This is a genomic window from Sphingomonas hankookensis, from assembly GCF_028551275.1.
GTDB classification, from domain to species: domain Bacteria; phylum Pseudomonadota; class Alphaproteobacteria; order Sphingomonadales; family Sphingomonadaceae; genus Sphingomonas; species Sphingomonas hankookensis_A.
Map to the genome: position 1 here is coordinate 3,171,452 of NZ_CP117025.1, position 17,072 is coordinate 3,188,523.

Here is a 17,072-nt window from a genome sequence, read left to right on the forward strand (position 1 = left end):
GTCCGCGACTTGTTGCTAGGGCGCGGCCAACCGTTCGCCCGTTTGGAAAGGCCCGCCATGATTCCCCGCTACTCCCGCCCCGAAATGACCGCCCTGTGGCAGCCCCAGGCCCGATTCCGCATCTGGTTCGAGATCGAGGCGCACGCGACCGACGCGCTGGCCGAACTGGGCGTGGTGCCGAAGGAAGCCGCCGAGAAGATCTGGGCGATGAACGACGCCGATTTCGACGTCGAACGGATCGACACGATCGAGGCGGAGACCAAGCATGACGTCATCGCCTTCCTGACGCACGTATCGGAGCGGACCGGGCCGGAGGCGCGCTTCCTGCATCAGGGCATGACCAGTTCGGACGTGCTCGACACCTGCCTTGCGGTGCAGCTGGCGCGCGCGTCCGACATCCTGCTCGCCGATCTCGACAAGCTGCTCGAGGTGATCGAACGCCGCGCGCGCGAGCACAAGCTGACCCCGACCATCGGCCGCAGCCATGGCATCCATGCCGAGCCGGTCACCTTCGGCCTGAAGCTGGCGCAAGCCTATGCCGAGTTCGACCGCTGCCGCACCCGCCTGCGCAATGCCCGCGCCGAAGTCGCGACCTGCGCGATTTCGGGCGCGGTCGGCACCTTCGCCAACATCGACCCGCGCGTCGAGGAACATGTCGCGCAGAAGATGGGCCTCACCGTCGAACCGGTGTCGACCCAGGTCATCCCGCGCGACCGCCATGCGATGTACTTCGCCACGCTGGGCGTGATCGCCGGGTCGATCGAGCGGCTGGCGACCGAAATCCGTCATCTGCAGCGCACCGAAGTGCTGGAAGCCGAGGAATATTTCTCGCCGGGCCAGAAGGGGTCGTCGGCGATGCCGCACAAGCGCAACCCGGTGCTGACCGAGAACCTGACCGGCCTCGCCCGCATGGTTCGCGGCTATGTGACGCCCGCGTTGGAAAACGTCGCGCTGTGGCATGAGCGCGACATCAGCCACTCGTCGGTCGAGCGCTATATCGGCCCCGACGCGACGATCACGCTCGACTTCGCGCTCGCCCGCCTGACCGGCGTGATCGACAAGCTGGTCGTCTATCCGGCGCGGATGGAAAAGAACCTCAACAAGATGGGCGGCCTCGTCCATTCGCAGCGCGTGCTGCTGGCACTGACCCAGGCCGGGGTGAGCCGCGAAGATTCGTATCGCTATGTCCAGCGCAACGCGATGAAGGTGTGGGAATCGGACGGCGCGCTGTCGCTGCTCGAACTGTTGAAGGCCGATCCGGACGTTGCCGCTGCATTGTCGGCGGAAGAGATCGAGAGCCGGTTCGACCTCGATTACCACTACAAGCATGTCGACACGATCTTCGCCCGGGTGTTCGGACAGGCGTGATCGTCCGGTCCCGCCGGGCCCCGACCCGGCGGGACAATGGTATAATATTAACGCCGCGCCGGTAGAAGCGCGCGCATGATCTTCCGTCGCTCCACAACCGATCTCGAAACCCGCACCGCGATGGCGATGTACCGCCATTCGCCCGACGCCGTCCTGCTGCTGAAAGGCGGCGCGTTCGTCGAATGCAATCCGGCGGCGGAACAGGTGTACGGGCTGCCGCGCCGCGACATCATCGGCCAGAACCCGGTCGTATTCTCGCGCGCGACGCAGGGCGACGGACGGCCGAGCATCGAACATGTCGGCGAACGCGTGCAAAAGGCGATCCGCGACGGCCATGCCCGGTTCGAATGGTACAATATGCGCGGCGCCGAAGAAGTGCGCATGCTCGTCACGCTGATCCCGATCGCCGACAAGGCCGCCGATGCGGTGCTGGTCCAGATTCAGGACCTGACCAATACCGGGCGCGTCGTCGATGCGCTGACCCAGGGGCTGTCGTCGCTCGCGGCGGGGGACCTGAACGTCCGGCTCGACACGCCGTTCAGCGCCGAGTTCGAACCGCTGCGGGCGAGCTTCAACACCGCCGCCGACACGATGGCACAGTCGATGGCCGAAGTGACCTCGGTTGCGGCGGCGCTGCACAACGGGTGCAGCGATATCCGCCAGGCATCGGACGATCTGTCGGGCCGCACCGAACGCCAGGCAGCAAGCCTCGAGGAATCGGCGGCGGCGATCCAGGAAATCACCCAGAATGTGCGCGAAGCCGCCACGCTGGTCGAAACGACCGAATCGATCGTCGCCGACACCCATCGCGATGCGCAAAGCTCCGTCGGCGTCGTCGAGGACACGACGCAGGCAATGGGCGGCATCGAGCGCGCGTCGAAGGAGATCGGCGACATCATTGCCGTCATCGACGGCATCGCGTTTCAGACCAACCTGCTGGCACTGAACGCCGGGGTCGAGGCGGCGCGCGCCGGGGATGCCGGCAAGGGCTTCGCGGTCGTCGCCTCCGAAGTCCGCGCGCTGGCGCAGCGATCGGCCGAGGCGGCGAAGGACGTCAAGGCGCGGGTCAGCGCCTCCACCGCACAGGTCGACCGGGGCGTGGAACTGGTGGCGAACACCGGTGTCGCGTTGAAGCGCATTACCGAACAGATGGACCGTATCCGCTCCCTGATCGGCAATATCGCCACCTCGGCCCGCCAGCAGGCCGATACGCTGGGCCAGATCAATATCGCGGTCGGCGAAATGGACAGCATCACTCAGCATAATGCGGCGATGGTCGAGGAAACGACCGCCGCCGCGCGCAGCCTGGCCGACGAAGCGGCGCGGCTGAACGATGCCGTCGCGGTATTCCGGGTAGGCCGGGCCGACCCGCGGGGCACGTACAGCGCGCCGCTCCGGATGGTGGCGGGCGGCCGACGCTGACGGCCGGGGAAGCCGGTCAGCCGACCGGTCGCTCCATGTACACCGCGCCCGCACCGAAACCGGCCGCGCCGCCCGGTGCCGCGATGAACCCCTGGCGTGCCCAATAGGCATCGGCCCCGCCGACCGCGATCAGCGCGAGGACGGGGATCGCTTGCTGCGCGGCAATGGCGTCGAGGATCGGCAGCAGGCGCTCGACCGCCTTCGTACCGCGTGCGGCGGGTGCGACGACGACGTCGTGGAGGTACCAGCAATCGGCGCTGGGCGGCAGGTTGCCGAGCAATGCGTGCATCGTCGGCGGCGCGAGCCGGTGCCAGGGATGGCTGATGCAATGGCCGATCAGCGCATCGCCGTCCGCCAGCACCCAACAGCCTTCGGGACTGAGCGCGATGCGTTCGGCGTACAGGTCCGCCGCCTCGCCATAGGCGCCCAGTTCGGCACGCGCGAGCGTGGCGATATCGGGCGCGTCGGCGGCGGTGGCGAGGCGCCACTGGACAGTCATGGTCGCTTGATCCTTGGTTGGGTCGCAGTGTCGTATCACATTCCATCGTCATCCCGGCGAAGGCCGGGATCCATGGACGGCGGAACGTCGCGTATCGTTCGCGAACACCCGACACAATGGATCCCGGCCTTCGCCGGGATGACGATGGAAGCGGACGGCCTGTCCCTTACCCGCCGAGCGCGGTCTTCAACCGGCTGAAGAAGCCCATCGATTCCGGACATTCCTCGCCGGTCTCGGTCTCGCGGAACGCTTCGAGCAGTTCCTTCTGCCGCGCCGACAGGCGGGTCGGGGTCTCGACCTCGATATGGATGACCATGTCGCCATGGCCCCGCCCCTGCAGCACCGGCATGCCCGCGCCGCGCTGCCGTAGTTCCTTGCCCGACTGGATGCCGGCCGGCACGCGGATGCTGTGCTTCTGTCCGTCGAGGCCGGGGATTTCGATCGTCCCGCCCAGCGCCGCGGTGGTGAAGCTGATCGGCGCGCGGGCGTGCAGCGCGGTGCCCTCGCGTTCGAACAGCGCGTGACGCTTCACGTGCAGGAAGATGTAGAGGTCGCCCGCCGGCGCACCGCGTGCGCCCGCTTCGCCCTCACCGGTCAGGCGGATGCGCGTGCCTTCATCGACGCCGGGCGGGATGTTGACCTGCAGCGTCTTGGTCTGGTCGACCCGGCCCTCGCCATTGCACACCGGGCATGGGTCGCTGATGACCTGTCCCGCGCCGTGGCAGGTCGGGCAGGCGCGCTCGACGACGAAAAAGCCCTGCTGCGCCCGGACCTTGCCCTGCCCGTTACAGGTGTGACAGGTCCGCGCCTTGGTCCCCGGCGACGCGCCGCTGCCGCCGCACGGGGCGCAGGACGTCGATACGTCGACCGTGATCTCGGTCTGGTGGCCGTGATAGGCCTCCTCCAGCGAAATCTCCATGTCGTAGCGCAGGTCCGCGCCGCGACGGGGGCCCGCGCGCCCTTGCCGGCCGCCGCCCATGAATTCGCCGAAGACGCTTTCGAAAATGTCGGAAAAGCCGCCGAAATCCTGCGCGCCGCCGCCCGGCCCGCCCGCGCCCTGACGAAAGGCGGCATGGCCATAGCGGTCGTACGCCGCGCGCTTCTGCGGGTCCTTCAGGCAGTCATAGGCTTCGTTGATCGCCTTGAACTTCGCTTCGGAATCCTTGCACCCGGCATTCTTGTCGGGGTGATATTTGATCGCGAGCTTGCGATAGGCCGACTTGATCGTCCCCGCATCCGCGGTGCGCTCGCATTCGAGCAGTTCGTAGAAATCGACTTCGGTGGTCATTCGAAAACCCCAAAAGCCCTCTCCCCGCTGGCGGGGAGAGGGTTGGGAGAGGGGCAGTCACCTGCGACGCCCCCTCTCCCCGGCCCTCTCCCCCGAGGGGGAGAGGGAGCAGTCATCACGCCTTGTGGCTGTCGTCGACTTCCGAGAATTCGGCATCGACCACGTCGTCGGCCTTGTTCTCCGGCTGGGCATCGGCCGCCGGGGCGGCTTCGGCCTGCTGCTGCTTTTCGTAGATCGCCTGGCCGAGCTTCATCGCGACCTGCGCCAGCGCCTGGCTCTTTTCGGTCATGCGATCGGCATCGCCGCTCTCGACCGCCGCCTTGGTCTCGGCGACCGCAGCTTCGATCTCCGACTTCAGCGACGCATCGACCTTGTCGCCATTGTCGGCCAGCTGACGCTCGGTCGTGTGGATCAGCGATTCGGCGTTGTTCTTCGCCTCGGCGCCGGCACGACGTTTCTTGTCCTCTTCGGCGAACTGTTCGGCGTCACGGACCATCTGGTCGATGTCGCTGTCCGACAGGCCGCCCGACGCCTGGATGCGAATCTGCTGTTCCTTGCCAGTGCCCTTGTCCTTGGCGCTGACGTTGACGATGCCGTTGGCGTCGATGTCGAACGTCACCTCGATCTGCGGCACGCCGCGCGGCGCGGGCGGGATGCCGACCAGGTCGAACTGGCCCAGCATCTTGTTGTCGGCGGCCATTTCGCGCTCGCCCTGGAACACGCGGATCGTCACCGCACCCTGATTGTCGTCGGCGGTCGAATAGACCTGCGACTTCTTGGTCGGGATGGTGGTGTTGCGGTCAATCATGCGGGTCATGATGCCGCCCAGCGTCTCGATGCCCAGCGACAGCGGGGTCACGTCGAGCAGCAGCACGTCCTTCACGTCGCCCTGCAGCACGCCGGCCTGGATCGCGGCACCGATCGCCACGACTTCGTCGGGGTTCACGCCGGTGTGCGGCTCCTTGCCGAAGAACTGCTTCACGACCTCGCGGACGCGCGGCATGCGGGTCATGCCGCCGACCAGCACGACCTCGTCGATCGCGCTCGCCTGCACACCGGCATCGGCTAGCGCCTTCTTGCACGGCTCGAGCGTGCGCTTGACGAGGTCTTCGACCAGCCGTTCGAGGTCCGCACGGGTGATCGACTTGACGAGGTGCTTCGGGCCCGTAGCGTCCGCCGTGATAAACGGCAGGTTGACTTCGGTGGTCTGCGCCGAGGACAGTTCGATCTTCGCCTTCTCGGCGGCTTCCTTCAGCCGCTGGAGCGCCAGCTTGTCCTTGGTGAGGTCGATGCCTTCGACCTTCTTGAACTCGTCCGCCAGGAACTGCACGATCTTCGCGTCGAAGTCTTCGCCGCCCAGGAAGGTGTCGCCGTTGGTCGCCTTCACCTCGAACACGCCGTCGCCGATCTCGAGGACCGAGATGTCGAACGTGCCGCCGCCAAGGTCATAGACCGCAATGGTCTTGTTGTTGTCCTTGTCGAGGCCATAGGCGAGCGCCGCCGCCGTCGGTTCGTTGATGATGCGCAGGACTTCGAGACCAGCGATCTTGCCGGCGTCCTTGGTCGCCTGACGCTGGGCATCGTTGAAGTAGGCGGGGACGGTGATGACCGCCTGGGTTACCGTCTCGCCGAGATACGATTCGGCGGTTTCCTTCATCTTCTGGAGGATGAACGCGCTGATCTGCGACGGCGAATATTCCTCGCCGCCCGCCTTTACCCACGCATCGCCGTTCGGGCCGCGCGCAATGGTGTAGGGAACCAGTTCGGTATCCTTCTTGGTGACCGGATCGTCGAAGCGGCGTCCGATCAGGCGCTTCACCGCGAAGATCGTGTTGTCGCCGTTGGTGACGGCCTGACGCTTGGCCGGCTGGCCGATCAGGCGCTCGCCATCCTTGGCGAACGCCACGATCGACGGCGTGGTCCGCGCGCCTTCCGCATTTTCGATGACCTTGGGGCTGCCGCCCTCCATCACCGCGACGCAGCTGTTGGTCGTGCCCAGATCGATACCGATAACTTTAGCCATGGTCCCTCATTGGCCCCCGGGTTGAATGTAAAACCTGGACCCGGTGGCACGGGGTAGTGCCGTCCGGGTCGTTCCGAGGGCGGATATAGGCAGGGTTCGGCTTGCCGCAAGATTATGCGCGGCATAGGGAACCGTATCGGGACAGGAGCGTGCGCATGAAGACACGGTGGATCGCGCTGGCAGCAGCGGCAGGCGCGCTGACGGGATGCCAGAACCCGCCGCGGGTCGAGGATGCGTGGGTCCGCCTGCCCGCCGTGCCCGGACGCCCCGCCGCCGCCTATGCGATCGTGTCGCGCGGATCGACGGCCGACCGTGTGACGGGCGTCACGACTCCGGCGGCGGGTCGCAGCGAGCTGCACGAGAGCATGACGGGCCATGGCGGCATGGCATCGATGCGGCCGTTGCAAAGCCTGTCGTTCGGCGGCGACCACCGCATCCTGCTGCGACCGGGCGGAACGCATGTCATGCTGTTCGACCTGAAGGGCGACCTGCGCCCCGGCGGCACGATACCCCTGACCTTCCGCTTCGAACGGTGGGAGGACGTCACCGTCGACGCAAAGCTGGTCGGCGCGGGCGATCCGGCACCCTGACGCCGGGTGCGGCGGCGGCTCAGCAGGCCCCGCGCAGCCTCGCGACAAGCTCACCCTGCCGATGGGTGCCGGTCTTGTTCAGCAGCGCCATGACCTGCGTGCGGACGGTGGCGACACTGCATCCGCGCAACCGGGCGATGGCGGCACTGTCATGCCCCACCGCCAGCAGGACCGCGACCTGCGCCTCGGCCGGAGTCAGGCCGAACAGGTCGGCGAACAACTCCGCCGAGGGCGCCGCGGCGGTCTTCGCGGACAGCATCACTCGGGCGCGGGCAAGCGGTCCCGAGGGGCGTCGCGGTGCCGCACGGACCGTCAGGATCAACCGCTCGCCCTCGTCATGGCCGTCGCTGCCCGGCATGCGCAGCACGACCCGCCGTCCGGGGCGGAGCGCCTGTAGCGGATCGAGCGCCTGCGCGATGGCGAGCGACAGCGCCCGATCGGTCGCCGCATCGCGGGCATGGATCCGGCCGCCGCGCATGGTCAACGGCCCGGCCGGCGCCAGCCACGCCTCGCACCCCGGCGACATCTGCACCATGCGTCGGTCGCCATCGAGGAGGAGCACGCGCTGCTCCAGCAGCTCGGCGGTTTCGCGAACCGTGCGGTCGAGCCCGGCCCCCAGCGCCACCGCCTGGGCCATGATGTCGGACAGGGCCGGCGCGGCCGCATCGATGATGTGCGCCTCGCGGTCCGCCGAATCGAGGAACGATCGTGGCCGCAGCAAGGACAGGATCGCATCGCACCCCGGCACGCGCAGGCGGGTCAGCGCGGCAAAGCCCGCATCGGCGCGGTCGAACAGGTTGCGATAGATCGGCAGGGCGTCGCGTTCGTGCCGGCTCAACAGCGCATCGTCGAACACCGTCCTCAGCATCGGACCATCGATCGCCACCCCGGTGCGCGGATTGGTGTGGCGGCTCAACCCGCCTTCGCGCACGAAGGTGTCGACCATGTCGGGCGTCACCCCCCGGATCAGGTCGAACGCGACGGCCCCCGATCGATCCATGCCGATCAGGTGGACCACGCGCGCGTCGGTCGCCCCGGCAAAACCGGCCAGCGCGTCCTGCCAGTCCTCCAGGCCGAACGCCGCCCTGCGGAACCGTTCGACGATGTCGGCGACGTCCACCGATCCCCCTTCGCCCCTGCAGCACGACGCCGTCCGTCCCACCGGACGGGGCCGACCGAACGGATAAATTCTCGAGAGGCGCATGGCCATACCGCATTTGAATGATGTCCGTGCGGTGCGGCATCGACATAGGTGCAGCGCGGCAAGGGTGTGCGACGCACCGGGGGCCGCACCATCCGTTCTGAGGGGGACATCATGCGTATTTCACGGGCCGGCGCGCTTGCCGGCACTCTTTTCCTTGCGCTGCCCGCAGCCGCGCAGACCGCCGCCGGTCCGGTTTCCGAACCGCCCGCGTCGGCCGCGACCGACGGCGATCCGCAATCGACCTATGCGGTGGCGGTAGCGGCCGGGACGCTCGGCATCGGGCCGGAAATCGGCTGGCGCATTTCGGACCATGTCGGCATCCGCGGCGGCGCGAGCTTCCTGACCGTCAACGCCTCGTTCGAACCGGAGGACGTCAGCTTCGATGGCAAGGTCAAGCTGAACTCGTTCGGGGCGACGGTGGACGCCTATCCGTTCGGCGGCAATTTTCGCGTGTCGGGCGGGGCGCGTATCAACAACAACGAAATCGGCCTGATCGCCACGCCCAATGTCGCGGTAGAGATCAACGGCAACGAATATCAGCCGCGCGACATCGGCACGCTGAGCGCCCGCGCCGCCCCGCGCAAATTCTCGCCGATGCTGACCCTGGGCTGGGCGGGCAGCAACCGCCGCGGGTTCATGTTCGGCTTCGATGCCGGCGTGCTGTTCCAGGGCGCGTTCAAGATCGATCCGCTGACCGCCACCGGCCAAAAGCGCAACGACCCGACCCTGCGCGCGGACCTGGAAGCCGAGCGCCGCTCGCTGCAGGACGATGTCGACAAGGTGAAGGTCTATCCGGTCCTGCAAGTCGCGATCGGCTATCGTTTCTGAAGCCTCAACGGCCCGCGCCTTTAACCGCGCGGGCCGCACCACCATGTCGGCCGCATGCGCCGTCCGCTGACCCCCGCCGAGACCGAGCTAGCCCGCACGATGTTCGGCGACACGATCGATTATCAGCAGGCGCGAGTGGCGAATGCGAAATGGGCGTTCTTTCAGCCCAGACAGGTCGCGATGGCGCCGACCGGCTGCATCCATTTCCACCCACGGGGCACGTTGTACCGCGACGACTTCGCCGCTGCCGGGCGCGATCTGGCCGCGCTGTTCCTGCACGAGATGATGCACATCCACCAGACGCAACATCGCGGGCGCTACTGGCTGCCTCTCATGCGACATCCCTTCTGCACCTATCGCTACACCGTCGTGCCGGGAAAACCGTTCGAAGCGTATGGCATCGAACAGCAGGCGGAAATCGTCCGCCACGCCTTTCTGTTGCGACAGGGCGTGGCAATGAAGGACAAGCCGCCACTGGAAGTGTACGAAGCGCTGCTACCGTTCGGGCGGGGGTAAGGCGTCAGGACTTGAAACGGATGACGCGCGACGACAGCGTTTCGACCGGATGCCCGTTCGCGTCGCGTGCCGGCGTGTAGCGCGCGCGTCGCGCCAGCGCTTCGCACGGGATCGCATCGAACGTTGCATTGCCGGACGAGCGGACGACACGACAATTGCGAATGCCCCCCTCCTTCGTGATGATCCAGGCGACGGTAACGTTCGCGTTCGCGCCCAGCAGCTGACGCGGAAAATCGCTGTTTGACAGCCACATCGACGGATCGCGCTGGGCCCGTGCCGGCAGCACCGGCGCAGTATCGACCGCGCCGACGTCGAAACCCCAACTCTGCATCAGATCGGTTTCGCACTTGCGTAGCGCGGTCAATGCGGCACGCGACAGCGAAAGGTTCACGCGAAACGGCTTCCCACCTGATAAGGCGAAGCCCACCGGCTCCGTTCCTGCAAAGTCGGTGACGGTATCGCGCGGCAGATCGAAGGTGATCCCCATGTTTCGCCCCTTCGGCAAGGACGTACGCTGTCCGTCACCATCGAACACGCCCTTCCCCGCGCGACCATCGATCTGAACCTTGACCCGCGGCGAATATCCCAACTGTTTTCGATCACCGACCAGCACCGTCTGTACACGGTCGTTGAACGGCGTAGGCCGGAACAACACGCTGACGCGGTTGCCCGCATCGCCATAATCGCGACTGAGGACACACATATCCTCGGCATAGTTGACGCTCCATGCCGATGCCGGCTTGAGCGGCGGCACATCCGCCGCACCGCCCTGCCCCGCCAGTATCGCCGCCAGCATGATCGCCTTCATCGCATTGCCCCGCATTGCCCCGCATTGCCCCTGCCTGCACGGTGCCATGGGCATTGCCCGCTCGCAACTATCGGAACCCTCTGGCCGGCAAGCTGTTGGCATCGCGCAACGATTTTGAAAGCCTGCCCCCATGTCGACGCGCAAAGGCGCCACCCTGCTCGCCCGCCTCGGATTCGCGGCGCGCGGTATCGTCTATTGCATCGTCGGCTGGTTCGCGATCGACGCCGCGCTGCGCGGCGGCAAGGCCGGCGACAATCAGGGTGCCATCGCCAGCCTGGCCGACGAACCGTTTGGCGAATGGCTGCTGGCGGCGATGGCGGCGGGGCTGGCCGGCTATGCGCTGTGGCGGCTGACCGAGGCGCTGTTCGATCCCGAAGCGCAGGACAATGACGCCAAGGGCGCATTCCGTCGCGCCGGCCATGCGGTCAGCGGGATCGCCCATGTCGTGCTGGCATGGACCGCCGCGCGCCTCTCCCTGCACAGCGCGCGGGCGACCGGCCGTGTCGGCGGCGAGGAGAGCGCCCATGACTGGACGGCATGGATGCTCGATCAGCCGGGCGGACGGTTGCTGGTGGCACTGGTCGCCATCGGCCTGCTGGCGGCGGCGGTCCAGCAGGCGAAAAAGGCATGGACCGGCGAGTTCGCCCGCACCCTGTCGGGTGGAACGCCGGTGCCCGACTATGTCTGTACCATGGGTCGCATCGGCTATGGCGCGCGGGCAGCGGTGTTCGCGGCGATCGCGTTCCTGTTCGTCGCCGCGGCATGGGCGGCGGATGCCGACGAAGCCGGCGGCATGGCGAGCGGCATGGCACTCATGCAGCGGCAGGCGGGCGGACAGTTGTTGCTCAGCGCGATCGGCATCGGCTTCATCGCGTTCGGGGCGTTCAGCTTCGTCGAGGCGCGCTGGCGCCGGTTGCAGGTGCGGTTGCCGGCATGACCGGGCGTGAGGTGCTGGAGGCGCGCTGGCTCGACCTGACCCGGCGCGAGCTGCCGGCGGTGGCGCGGGAGCGCGGATGGCCGGTGGTGGCCGACCATTGTTTCCAGCGCATCCTGCTCGACAATGCATTCGGCGGGCAATGGTATGATCATGTCGCCGGACGTCCGGCTTATGCCCATGCCGATCCGGCCGCCCTCGCGCAGGCGGTGGCGTTGGGAGAACAGGCGCTGACGGGCGATGCCGATCTGCCCGACCTCAACCGACGCTCGCTGGAATGGCGCGGCAAGGCCCCCTCGAAACCGGGACGAGGCACCCCCATCTCTCGCCCTAGCCAATCCAAAAGAACGAAGATAGAACGGACCGCATGAGCCTGACCCATATCTCCGTCCGCGGTGCGCGGGAGCATAACCTCAAGGGCGTCGATATCGACATCCCGCGCGATACGCTGACGGTCATCACCGGCCTGTCGGGTTCGGGCAAGTCGTCCCTCGCCTTCGACACCATCTATGCCGAAGGGCAGCGGCGCTATGTCGAATCGCTGTCGGCCTATGCGCGGCAGTTCCTCGAACTGATGCAGAAGCCCAATGTCGAGCATATCGAAGGGCTGTCGCCGGCGATCTCGATCGAGCAGAAGACGACCAGCCGCAACCCGCGATCGACGGTCGCGACGGTCACCGAAATCTACGACTATATGCGCCTGCTGTGGGCGCGGGTCGGCGTGCCCTATTCCCCCGCCACCGGCCTGCCGATCAGCGCGCAGACCGTCAGCCAGATGGTCGACCGGGTGCTGGCGCTGCCCGAAGGTACGCGGCTGCTGCTGCTCGCGCCGGTCGTGCGCGGGCGCAAGGGCGAGTATCGCAAGGAACTGGCCGAATGGCAGAAGGCCGGGTTCCAGCGCGTGCGGGTGAACGGCGAAGTCCATCTGATCGAGGACGCGCCGGCGCTCGACAAGAAGTTCAAGCACGACATCGAGATCGTCGTCGACCGGCTGGTGGTGAACGCCGATGCCGCGACGCGTCTGGCCGAGAGTTTCGAGACCGCGCTGAAGCTCGCCGATGGCCTCGCCTATGTCGACCTGGTCGATACGACGGTGGCGCAGGCGCAGTCGGGCAATCCGCCGCTGGACAGCGAACAGGGCGACCGCGCGACCGAGGCAGCGCCGCAGACCGGCAAGCTGAAGGGCGCCGGCATCCCCGACAACCGCATCGTGTTCTCCGAAAAATTCGCCTGCCCGGTCAGCGGATTTACGATCAGCGAGATCGAACCGCGCCTCTTCAGCTTCAACGCGCCGCAGGGTGCTTGCCCGGCGTGCGATGGTCTTGGCGAACGGCTGGAGTTCGACGAGGACCTGATCGTCCCCAACCACGAACTGTCGATCAAGAAAGGCGCGGTGGTGCCGTGGGCGAAGTCCAACCCGCCCTCCCCCTATTACATGCAGGTGCTCGGATCGCTGGCGAAGGCCTATGGCTTCTCGCTCGACGCGGCATGGAAGGACCTGCCCGAGGAAGCGCAGCGCGTGATCCTGCACGGCACCGCCGGCAAGCCGGTGACGCTGACCTTCATCGACGGCAAGAAGTCGTATGACGTCAAGAAGCCGTTCGAGGGCGTGCTGGGCAATCTCAACCGGCGGATGCTGTCGACCGAAAGCGCGTGGATGCGCGAGGAGCTGGCGAAGTACCAGGCGTCGCAGCCCTGCGAGACCTGTCATGGCGCGCGGTTGAAGCCCGAGGCGCTGGCGGTCAAGGTCGCGATGCAGGACATCGCGCACGCGACGCGGCTGTCGGTGGTCGATGCCCTCGCCTTCTTCCAGTCGCTGCCCGAGCATTTCAACGACCAGCAAAAGGCGATCGCCCAGTCGATCCTGAAGGAGATCGTCGAGCGGCTCGGCTTCCTCAACAATGTGGGGTTGGATTATCTGAACCTCGACCGGACCAGTGGCACGCTGTCGGGTGGTGAGAGCCAGCGCATCCGCCTTGCTTCGCAGATTGGCAGCGGGCTGTCGGGGGTGCTGTACGTCCTCGACGAACCGTCGATCGGGCTGCACCAGCGCGACAACGACATGCTGCTGGCGACCCTCAGGCGTCTGCGCGATCTCGGCAACACGGTGCTGGTGGTCGAGCATGACGAGGATGCGATCCGCACCGCCGATTACGTCATCGACATGGGGCCGGGCGCCGGCGTCCATGGCGGCGAGATCGTCGCCAAGGGAACGCTGAAGCAGATCCTGAAGTCGAAGGGATCGATCACCGCCGACTATCTGAACGGCACGCGATCGGTGCCGCTGCCGGACAAGCGGCGCAAGGGCAATGGCAAGAAGCTGACGGTGCACAATGCCACCGCCAACAACCTGACCGGGGTCACCGCGTCGCTGCCGCTCGGCACCTTCACCTGCATCACCGGCGTGTCGGGCTCGGGCAAGTCGAGCTTCACGATTGACACACTTTACGCCGCCGCCGCCCGCACCCTGAACGGCGCCCGGATCGTGCAGGGCAAGCATGACAAGATCACCGGGCTGCAGCATCTCGACAAGGTGATCGACATCGACCAGTCGCCTATCGGCCGTACGCCGCGATCGAACCCGGCGACGTATACGGGCGCGTTCACCCAGATTCGCGACTGGTTCGCCGGTCTGCCCGAAGCGCAGGCGCGCGGCTACAAGCCCGGGCGGTTCAGCTTCAACGTGAAGGGCGGCCGGTGCGAGGCATGCCAGGGCGATGGCGTGCTGAAGATCGAGATGCACTTCCTGCCCGACGTCTATGTGACGTGCGACGTGTGCCACGGCGCGCGCTATAATCGCGAGACGCTGGAGGTGAAGTTCAAGGGGATGAGCATCGCCGATGTGCTTGACATGACGGTCGAGGACGCGGTCGAGTTCTTCAAGGCGGTGCCGCCGATCCGCGACAAGATGGCGATGCTTGCCGAAGTTGGTCTCGGTTACGTCAAGGTCGGGCAGCAGGCGACCACCCTGTCGGGAGGCGAGGCGCAGCGGGTGAAGCTGGCCAAGGAACTGGCGCGGCGCGCGACCGGCAACACGCTGTATATCCTCGACGAACCGACCACCGGCCTGCATTTCGAGGACGTGCGCAAGTTGCTGGAGGTGCTCCACCAACTGGTCGAACAGGGCAATACCGTGGTGGTGATCGAACACAATCTCGACGTCATCAAAACCGCCGACTGGATCCTCGACATGGGCCCGGAAGGCGGCGTCAAGGGCGGCCGCGTAGTGGCGGAAGGCACGCCGGAGACCGTCGCAGCGGTTGAGGGAAGCTTCACCGGGCGATATCTCAAGCCGCTGCTGACACCCAGGGCACAGGCGGCCGAGTGAGTCTCTGGCGGGCGCCGTTCGAAGCTGCGTTGCGGATGTTCGCGACGGTCAGCGAGGCGTTGCGCGCGGCCGGTCAGCCCCGCCCGATCCTAGTCGGCGGGGCGGCTGTCGAATATTGGTCGGGCAGCGCCGTTTCCACCGGCGACTTCGATCTGTGCTCGCCTGTGCAGGAGGAGGTGGAAGCGGTTTTGCGGGAGCATGGCTTCATTCGTCCAAGCGGGCCCGGCAACGCGACGCGGGGTTGGATCCATCCCGAACTGGCGCTCGGGTTCGAGGTCGTGGGCCGCGTCCCACTTGACGGGCTGGTTCCGCGCGAACGGATCATGCTGATCGACGATTTCGCGCCCGGTTCCGCCTTTGCCATTCTCGGCGTGGAAGACCTGATCGCGGACCGGATGGGGCAATATGCTTCCGGCACCGCACCGGATCGGATCGAACAGGCTCGGTTATTGTACCGGCTTCATTCTTCTCTCGATCGCGCCTATCTTGAACAGCGGATACGGCAGGAAAGTGCAGGTGATCATGGCGTCGACGATCTCGACTGAAGCGGAGGACTGGCCGGGCCCCCGGCTGCGCCATGTCGACATCGCGCAGCGGCTGGCCGAGCGCCGCGCGGCACTTGGCAACCCGGAGCTGCCGCGCAACGCCGGCAGCAATCGGACCGACAGCAAACGCGCGCTGCTCGCCGCGATCGAGGCGGCCGGCGGCCGCTGGTAGCACCGGCGGCGAAACCGCCGTTTCCCGTATAATTTCGGAACCTCCGTCGCGCCCCGGCATTCGGGCTTGATCGATATCAAGCGAAGGATCCGTCGACACGCGTGCGCTCACCCTCGGCCTCGTCGCCGCCGCTACCCTGGTTACCGGATGCACCGATTACGGCATGGGCGGTCCGCGCTATGCCGATGCCGGCTATGGCCGCTACGACTGGGATCGCCCCGACCCCTCGTACAATGGCTATGACGCCGCACGCTATTACCGCGACGACCGCCGCTATCGCGAACGCCGCCTGTCGCGGAACGACCGGGTCTATGTCGGGCAGGACGGCCGCTATTATTGCCGCCGCAACGACGGCACGACCGGTCTGATCGTCGGCGGCATCGCCGGTGGCGTGCTTGGCACCGCGCTGCGGCCGGGCGGTTCGGGCCTGCTGGGTGCGCTGCTGGGCGGTGCCGCCGGCGCAGCCGGTGGCCAAGCGATCGACCGCAACAACGTCCGCTGCCGCTGACCCGACCGGCGACGTTTCGAACGACATCGGCCCGCCCCTTGCACGGGAGCGGGCCGATACCCATATCCGCTTCGCTACAGTCGCAAATCGATGGTGTCCTGCTTTGCGGCAAGTTCCTTCTTTCCCTGCTGCCTAAGGCACGGGGGTCGGGTGTTTCCGGCGCCCGCAACCTCCGGAAGGAACCTTCATGGCCAATCTCGGCACCGTAAAATTCTTCAACATCGACAAGGGCTATGGCTTCATCGCCCCCGACAATGGCGGCACCGACGCCTTCGTCCATATTTCGGCGGTCGAGCGCGCCGGCATGGTCACGCTGAACCAGAACCAGCGCGTGGGCTATGAGCTGGAAGAAGACCGGCGCGGCCGGGTGAGCGCGGTCAACCTGACCGCCGCAGACTGATTTTCGTGGGGCGGGCGGAGCGATCTCCGCCCGCCCCTTTTGCTTGGAGGATATTCTTGGCCGACACCGCCGAAGCCTATCGTGCCCGCGCCGCCGTGGAGCGCGCCAATGCTGAAGCCGCGACGCTGGACAATGTCCGCGAACGCTGCCGCCGTGCCGAACAGGCATGGACCGAAATGGCCGACCGCGCCGAGCGCACGACCGAACAGCGGCTGATCCGCGAAGCGGCGACCGTCCGCCGGAGCGAAACCATCGGTTGAACCTGTCGCTGTGCCGGTCGTTGGACCGGTGAACAGCGAAGGGATCGACCATGGCCAACCATAAGAAACACAAGCCGAAATCGCGCACCGCAGGCGTTTCGACGCTGCGTACTGTCGCGTTGGCCGCCACCGGCATTGCCGTCGGCCTGTTCGGCGTGCTGCTGGCTCGGCGCAAACCGACCGAAGGCCATGCCGCGCCCGATCTGGCGCTGGACAAGGATCGTCCCGGCCCGACCGACCGCGCGCCTGAAGCCTTCCGTCCCGATCCGACCGCACCGGTTTCCGCTGCCGATCGCGAGGCACTGCGCCCGGCGACCGGCCCGGTGCCGACGATGGTCGAGCCGCGCGGCAGCATGGCGTCGCAGACCGGCGCCTGACC

19 protein-coding genes are annotated in these 17,072 nt (G+C 66.8%); 14 read left to right on the forward strand and 5 right to left on the reverse strand.

The features are described from left to right. Positions 1-57 precede the first annotated feature (57 nt). Together purB and PPZ50_RS15115 are read left to right on the forward strand one after the other, a co-directional pair. Complete coding sequence (gene purB, locus PPZ50_RS15110; protein WP_272815432.1) at positions 58-1,368, forward strand: adenylosuccinate lyase; 1,311 nt, start codon at positions 58-60, stop codon at positions 1,366-1,368. A gap of 75 nt (positions 1,369-1,443) precedes the next feature. Further along, positions 1,444-2,790, forward strand: a complete 1,347-nt coding sequence (locus PPZ50_RS15115) for a methyl-accepting chemotaxis protein (RefSeq protein ID WP_272815433.1) — start codon at positions 1,444-1,446, stop codon at positions 2,788-2,790. A gap of 16 nt (positions 2,791-2,806) precedes the next feature. Here PPZ50_RS15115 and PPZ50_RS15120 read toward each other — a convergent pair whose 3' ends face one another. The 3 genes from PPZ50_RS15120 to dnaK form a co-directional block, all read right to left on the reverse strand. Continuing rightward, on the reverse strand, positions 2,807-3,289 hold the full coding sequence (locus tag PPZ50_RS15120; RefSeq protein WP_272815434.1) for a GNAT family N-acetyltransferase: 483 nt from the start codon (positions 3,287-3,289) through the stop codon (positions 2,807-2,809). Positions 3,290-3,455: 166 nt separating this feature from the next. Next, entirely contained in the window at positions 3,456-4,577 is a 1,122-nt protein-coding gene (gene dnaJ, locus PPZ50_RS15125) for a molecular chaperone DnaJ (protein WP_066693314.1), read from the reverse strand. Positions 4,578-4,692: 115 nt separating this feature from the next. Next, a complete protein-coding gene (gene dnaK / locus PPZ50_RS15130; protein ID WP_272815435.1) occupies positions 4,693-6,600 on the reverse strand; it encodes a molecular chaperone DnaK in 1,908 nt (635 codons plus the stop codon). Between the two features lie 155 nt (positions 6,601-6,755). On the opposite strand from dnaK, the gene PPZ50_RS15135 reads away from it, so the two are divergent. Next, entirely contained in the window at positions 6,756-7,190 is a 435-nt protein-coding gene (locus PPZ50_RS15135; protein ID WP_066693323.1) for a copper chaperone PCu(A)C, read from the forward strand. A 19-nt stretch (positions 7,191-7,209) separates the two neighbouring features. Here the strand turns inward: PPZ50_RS15135 and PPZ50_RS15140 are convergent, their stop codons facing one another. Beyond that, the gene (locus tag PPZ50_RS15140; RefSeq protein WP_164523842.1) at positions 7,210-8,310 is read right to left on the reverse strand and encodes a helix-turn-helix transcriptional regulator; all 1,101 of its coding nucleotides are present in this window, start codon (positions 8,308-8,310) and stop codon (positions 7,210-7,212) included. Between the two features lie 195 nt (positions 8,311-8,505). Here PPZ50_RS15140 and PPZ50_RS15145 point away from each other — a divergent pair, with 195 nt between their 5' ends. Beyond that, positions 8,506-9,222 carry a hypothetical protein gene (locus PPZ50_RS15145; protein WP_272815436.1) on the forward strand — a complete coding sequence of 239 codons (717 nt, stop codon included), beginning with the start codon at positions 8,506-8,508 and terminating at the stop codon, positions 9,220-9,222. A gap of 54 nt (positions 9,223-9,276) precedes the next feature. Continuing rightward, complete coding sequence (locus PPZ50_RS15150) at positions 9,277-9,738, forward strand: vgr related protein (RefSeq protein WP_066693330.1); 462 nt, start codon at positions 9,277-9,279, stop codon at positions 9,736-9,738. Between the two features lie 4 nt (positions 9,739-9,742). Here PPZ50_RS15150 and PPZ50_RS15155 read toward each other — a convergent pair whose 3' ends face one another. Next, complete coding sequence (locus PPZ50_RS15155; RefSeq protein ID WP_164523843.1) at positions 9,743-10,594, reverse strand: energy transducer TonB; 852 nt, start codon at positions 10,592-10,594, stop codon at positions 9,743-9,745. Between the two features lie 82 nt (positions 10,595-10,676). Here PPZ50_RS15155 and PPZ50_RS15160 point away from each other — a divergent pair, with 82 nt between their 5' ends. The 9 genes from PPZ50_RS15160 (at position 10,677) to PPZ50_RS15200 (ending at position 17,070) form a co-directional block, all read left to right on the forward strand. After that, on the forward strand, positions 10,677-11,483 hold the full coding sequence (locus PPZ50_RS15160) for a DUF1206 domain-containing protein (RefSeq protein WP_066693334.1): 807 nt from the start codon (positions 10,677-10,679) through the stop codon (positions 11,481-11,483). After that, complete coding sequence (locus PPZ50_RS15165) at positions 11,480-11,851, forward strand: GCN5-related N-acetyltransferase (RefSeq protein WP_198158603.1); 372 nt, start codon at positions 11,480-11,482, stop codon at positions 11,849-11,851. The genes PPZ50_RS15160 and PPZ50_RS15165 overlap by 4 nt, the downstream gene beginning before the upstream one ends. Further along, positions 11,848-14,808 carry an excinuclease ABC subunit UvrA gene (gene uvrA / locus PPZ50_RS15170; RefSeq protein WP_272815437.1) on the forward strand — a complete coding sequence of 987 codons (2,961 nt, stop codon included), beginning with the start codon at positions 11,848-11,850 and terminating at the stop codon, positions 14,806-14,808. The genes PPZ50_RS15165 and uvrA overlap by 4 nt, the downstream gene beginning before the upstream one ends. A 35-nt stretch (positions 14,809-14,843) precedes the next feature. Further along, complete coding sequence (locus tag PPZ50_RS15175) at positions 14,844-15,353, forward strand: hypothetical protein (RefSeq protein WP_272815834.1); 510 nt, start codon at positions 14,844-14,846, stop codon at positions 15,351-15,353. Continuing rightward, positions 15,331-15,525, forward strand: coding sequence for a hypothetical protein (locus PPZ50_RS15180; protein ID WP_272815438.1), 195 nt, complete (start codon positions 15,331-15,333; stop codon positions 15,523-15,525). The genes PPZ50_RS15175 and PPZ50_RS15180 overlap by 23 nt, the downstream gene beginning before the upstream one ends. A 163-nt stretch (positions 15,526-15,688) precedes the next feature. Next, complete coding sequence (locus tag PPZ50_RS15185; RefSeq protein ID WP_272815439.1) at positions 15,689-16,033, forward strand: hypothetical protein; 345 nt, start codon at positions 15,689-15,691, stop codon at positions 16,031-16,033. 187 nt (positions 16,034-16,220) lie between these two features. Next, positions 16,221-16,433: a cold-shock protein gene (locus PPZ50_RS15190; protein ID WP_066693346.1), complete on the forward strand. Its 213-nt coding sequence runs from the start codon at positions 16,221-16,223 to the stop codon at positions 16,431-16,433. Positions 16,434-16,489: 56 nt separating this feature from the next. Then, entirely contained in the window at positions 16,490-16,693 is a 204-nt protein-coding gene (locus PPZ50_RS15195) for a hypothetical protein (RefSeq protein ID WP_066693348.1), read from the forward strand. A gap of 50 nt (positions 16,694-16,743) precedes the next feature. After that, positions 16,744-17,070 (forward strand): hypothetical protein, encoded by a 327-nt coding sequence (locus PPZ50_RS15200; protein WP_066693349.1) that lies wholly within the window; start codon positions 16,744-16,746, stop codon positions 17,068-17,070. Positions 17,071-17,072 lie beyond the last annotated feature (2 nt).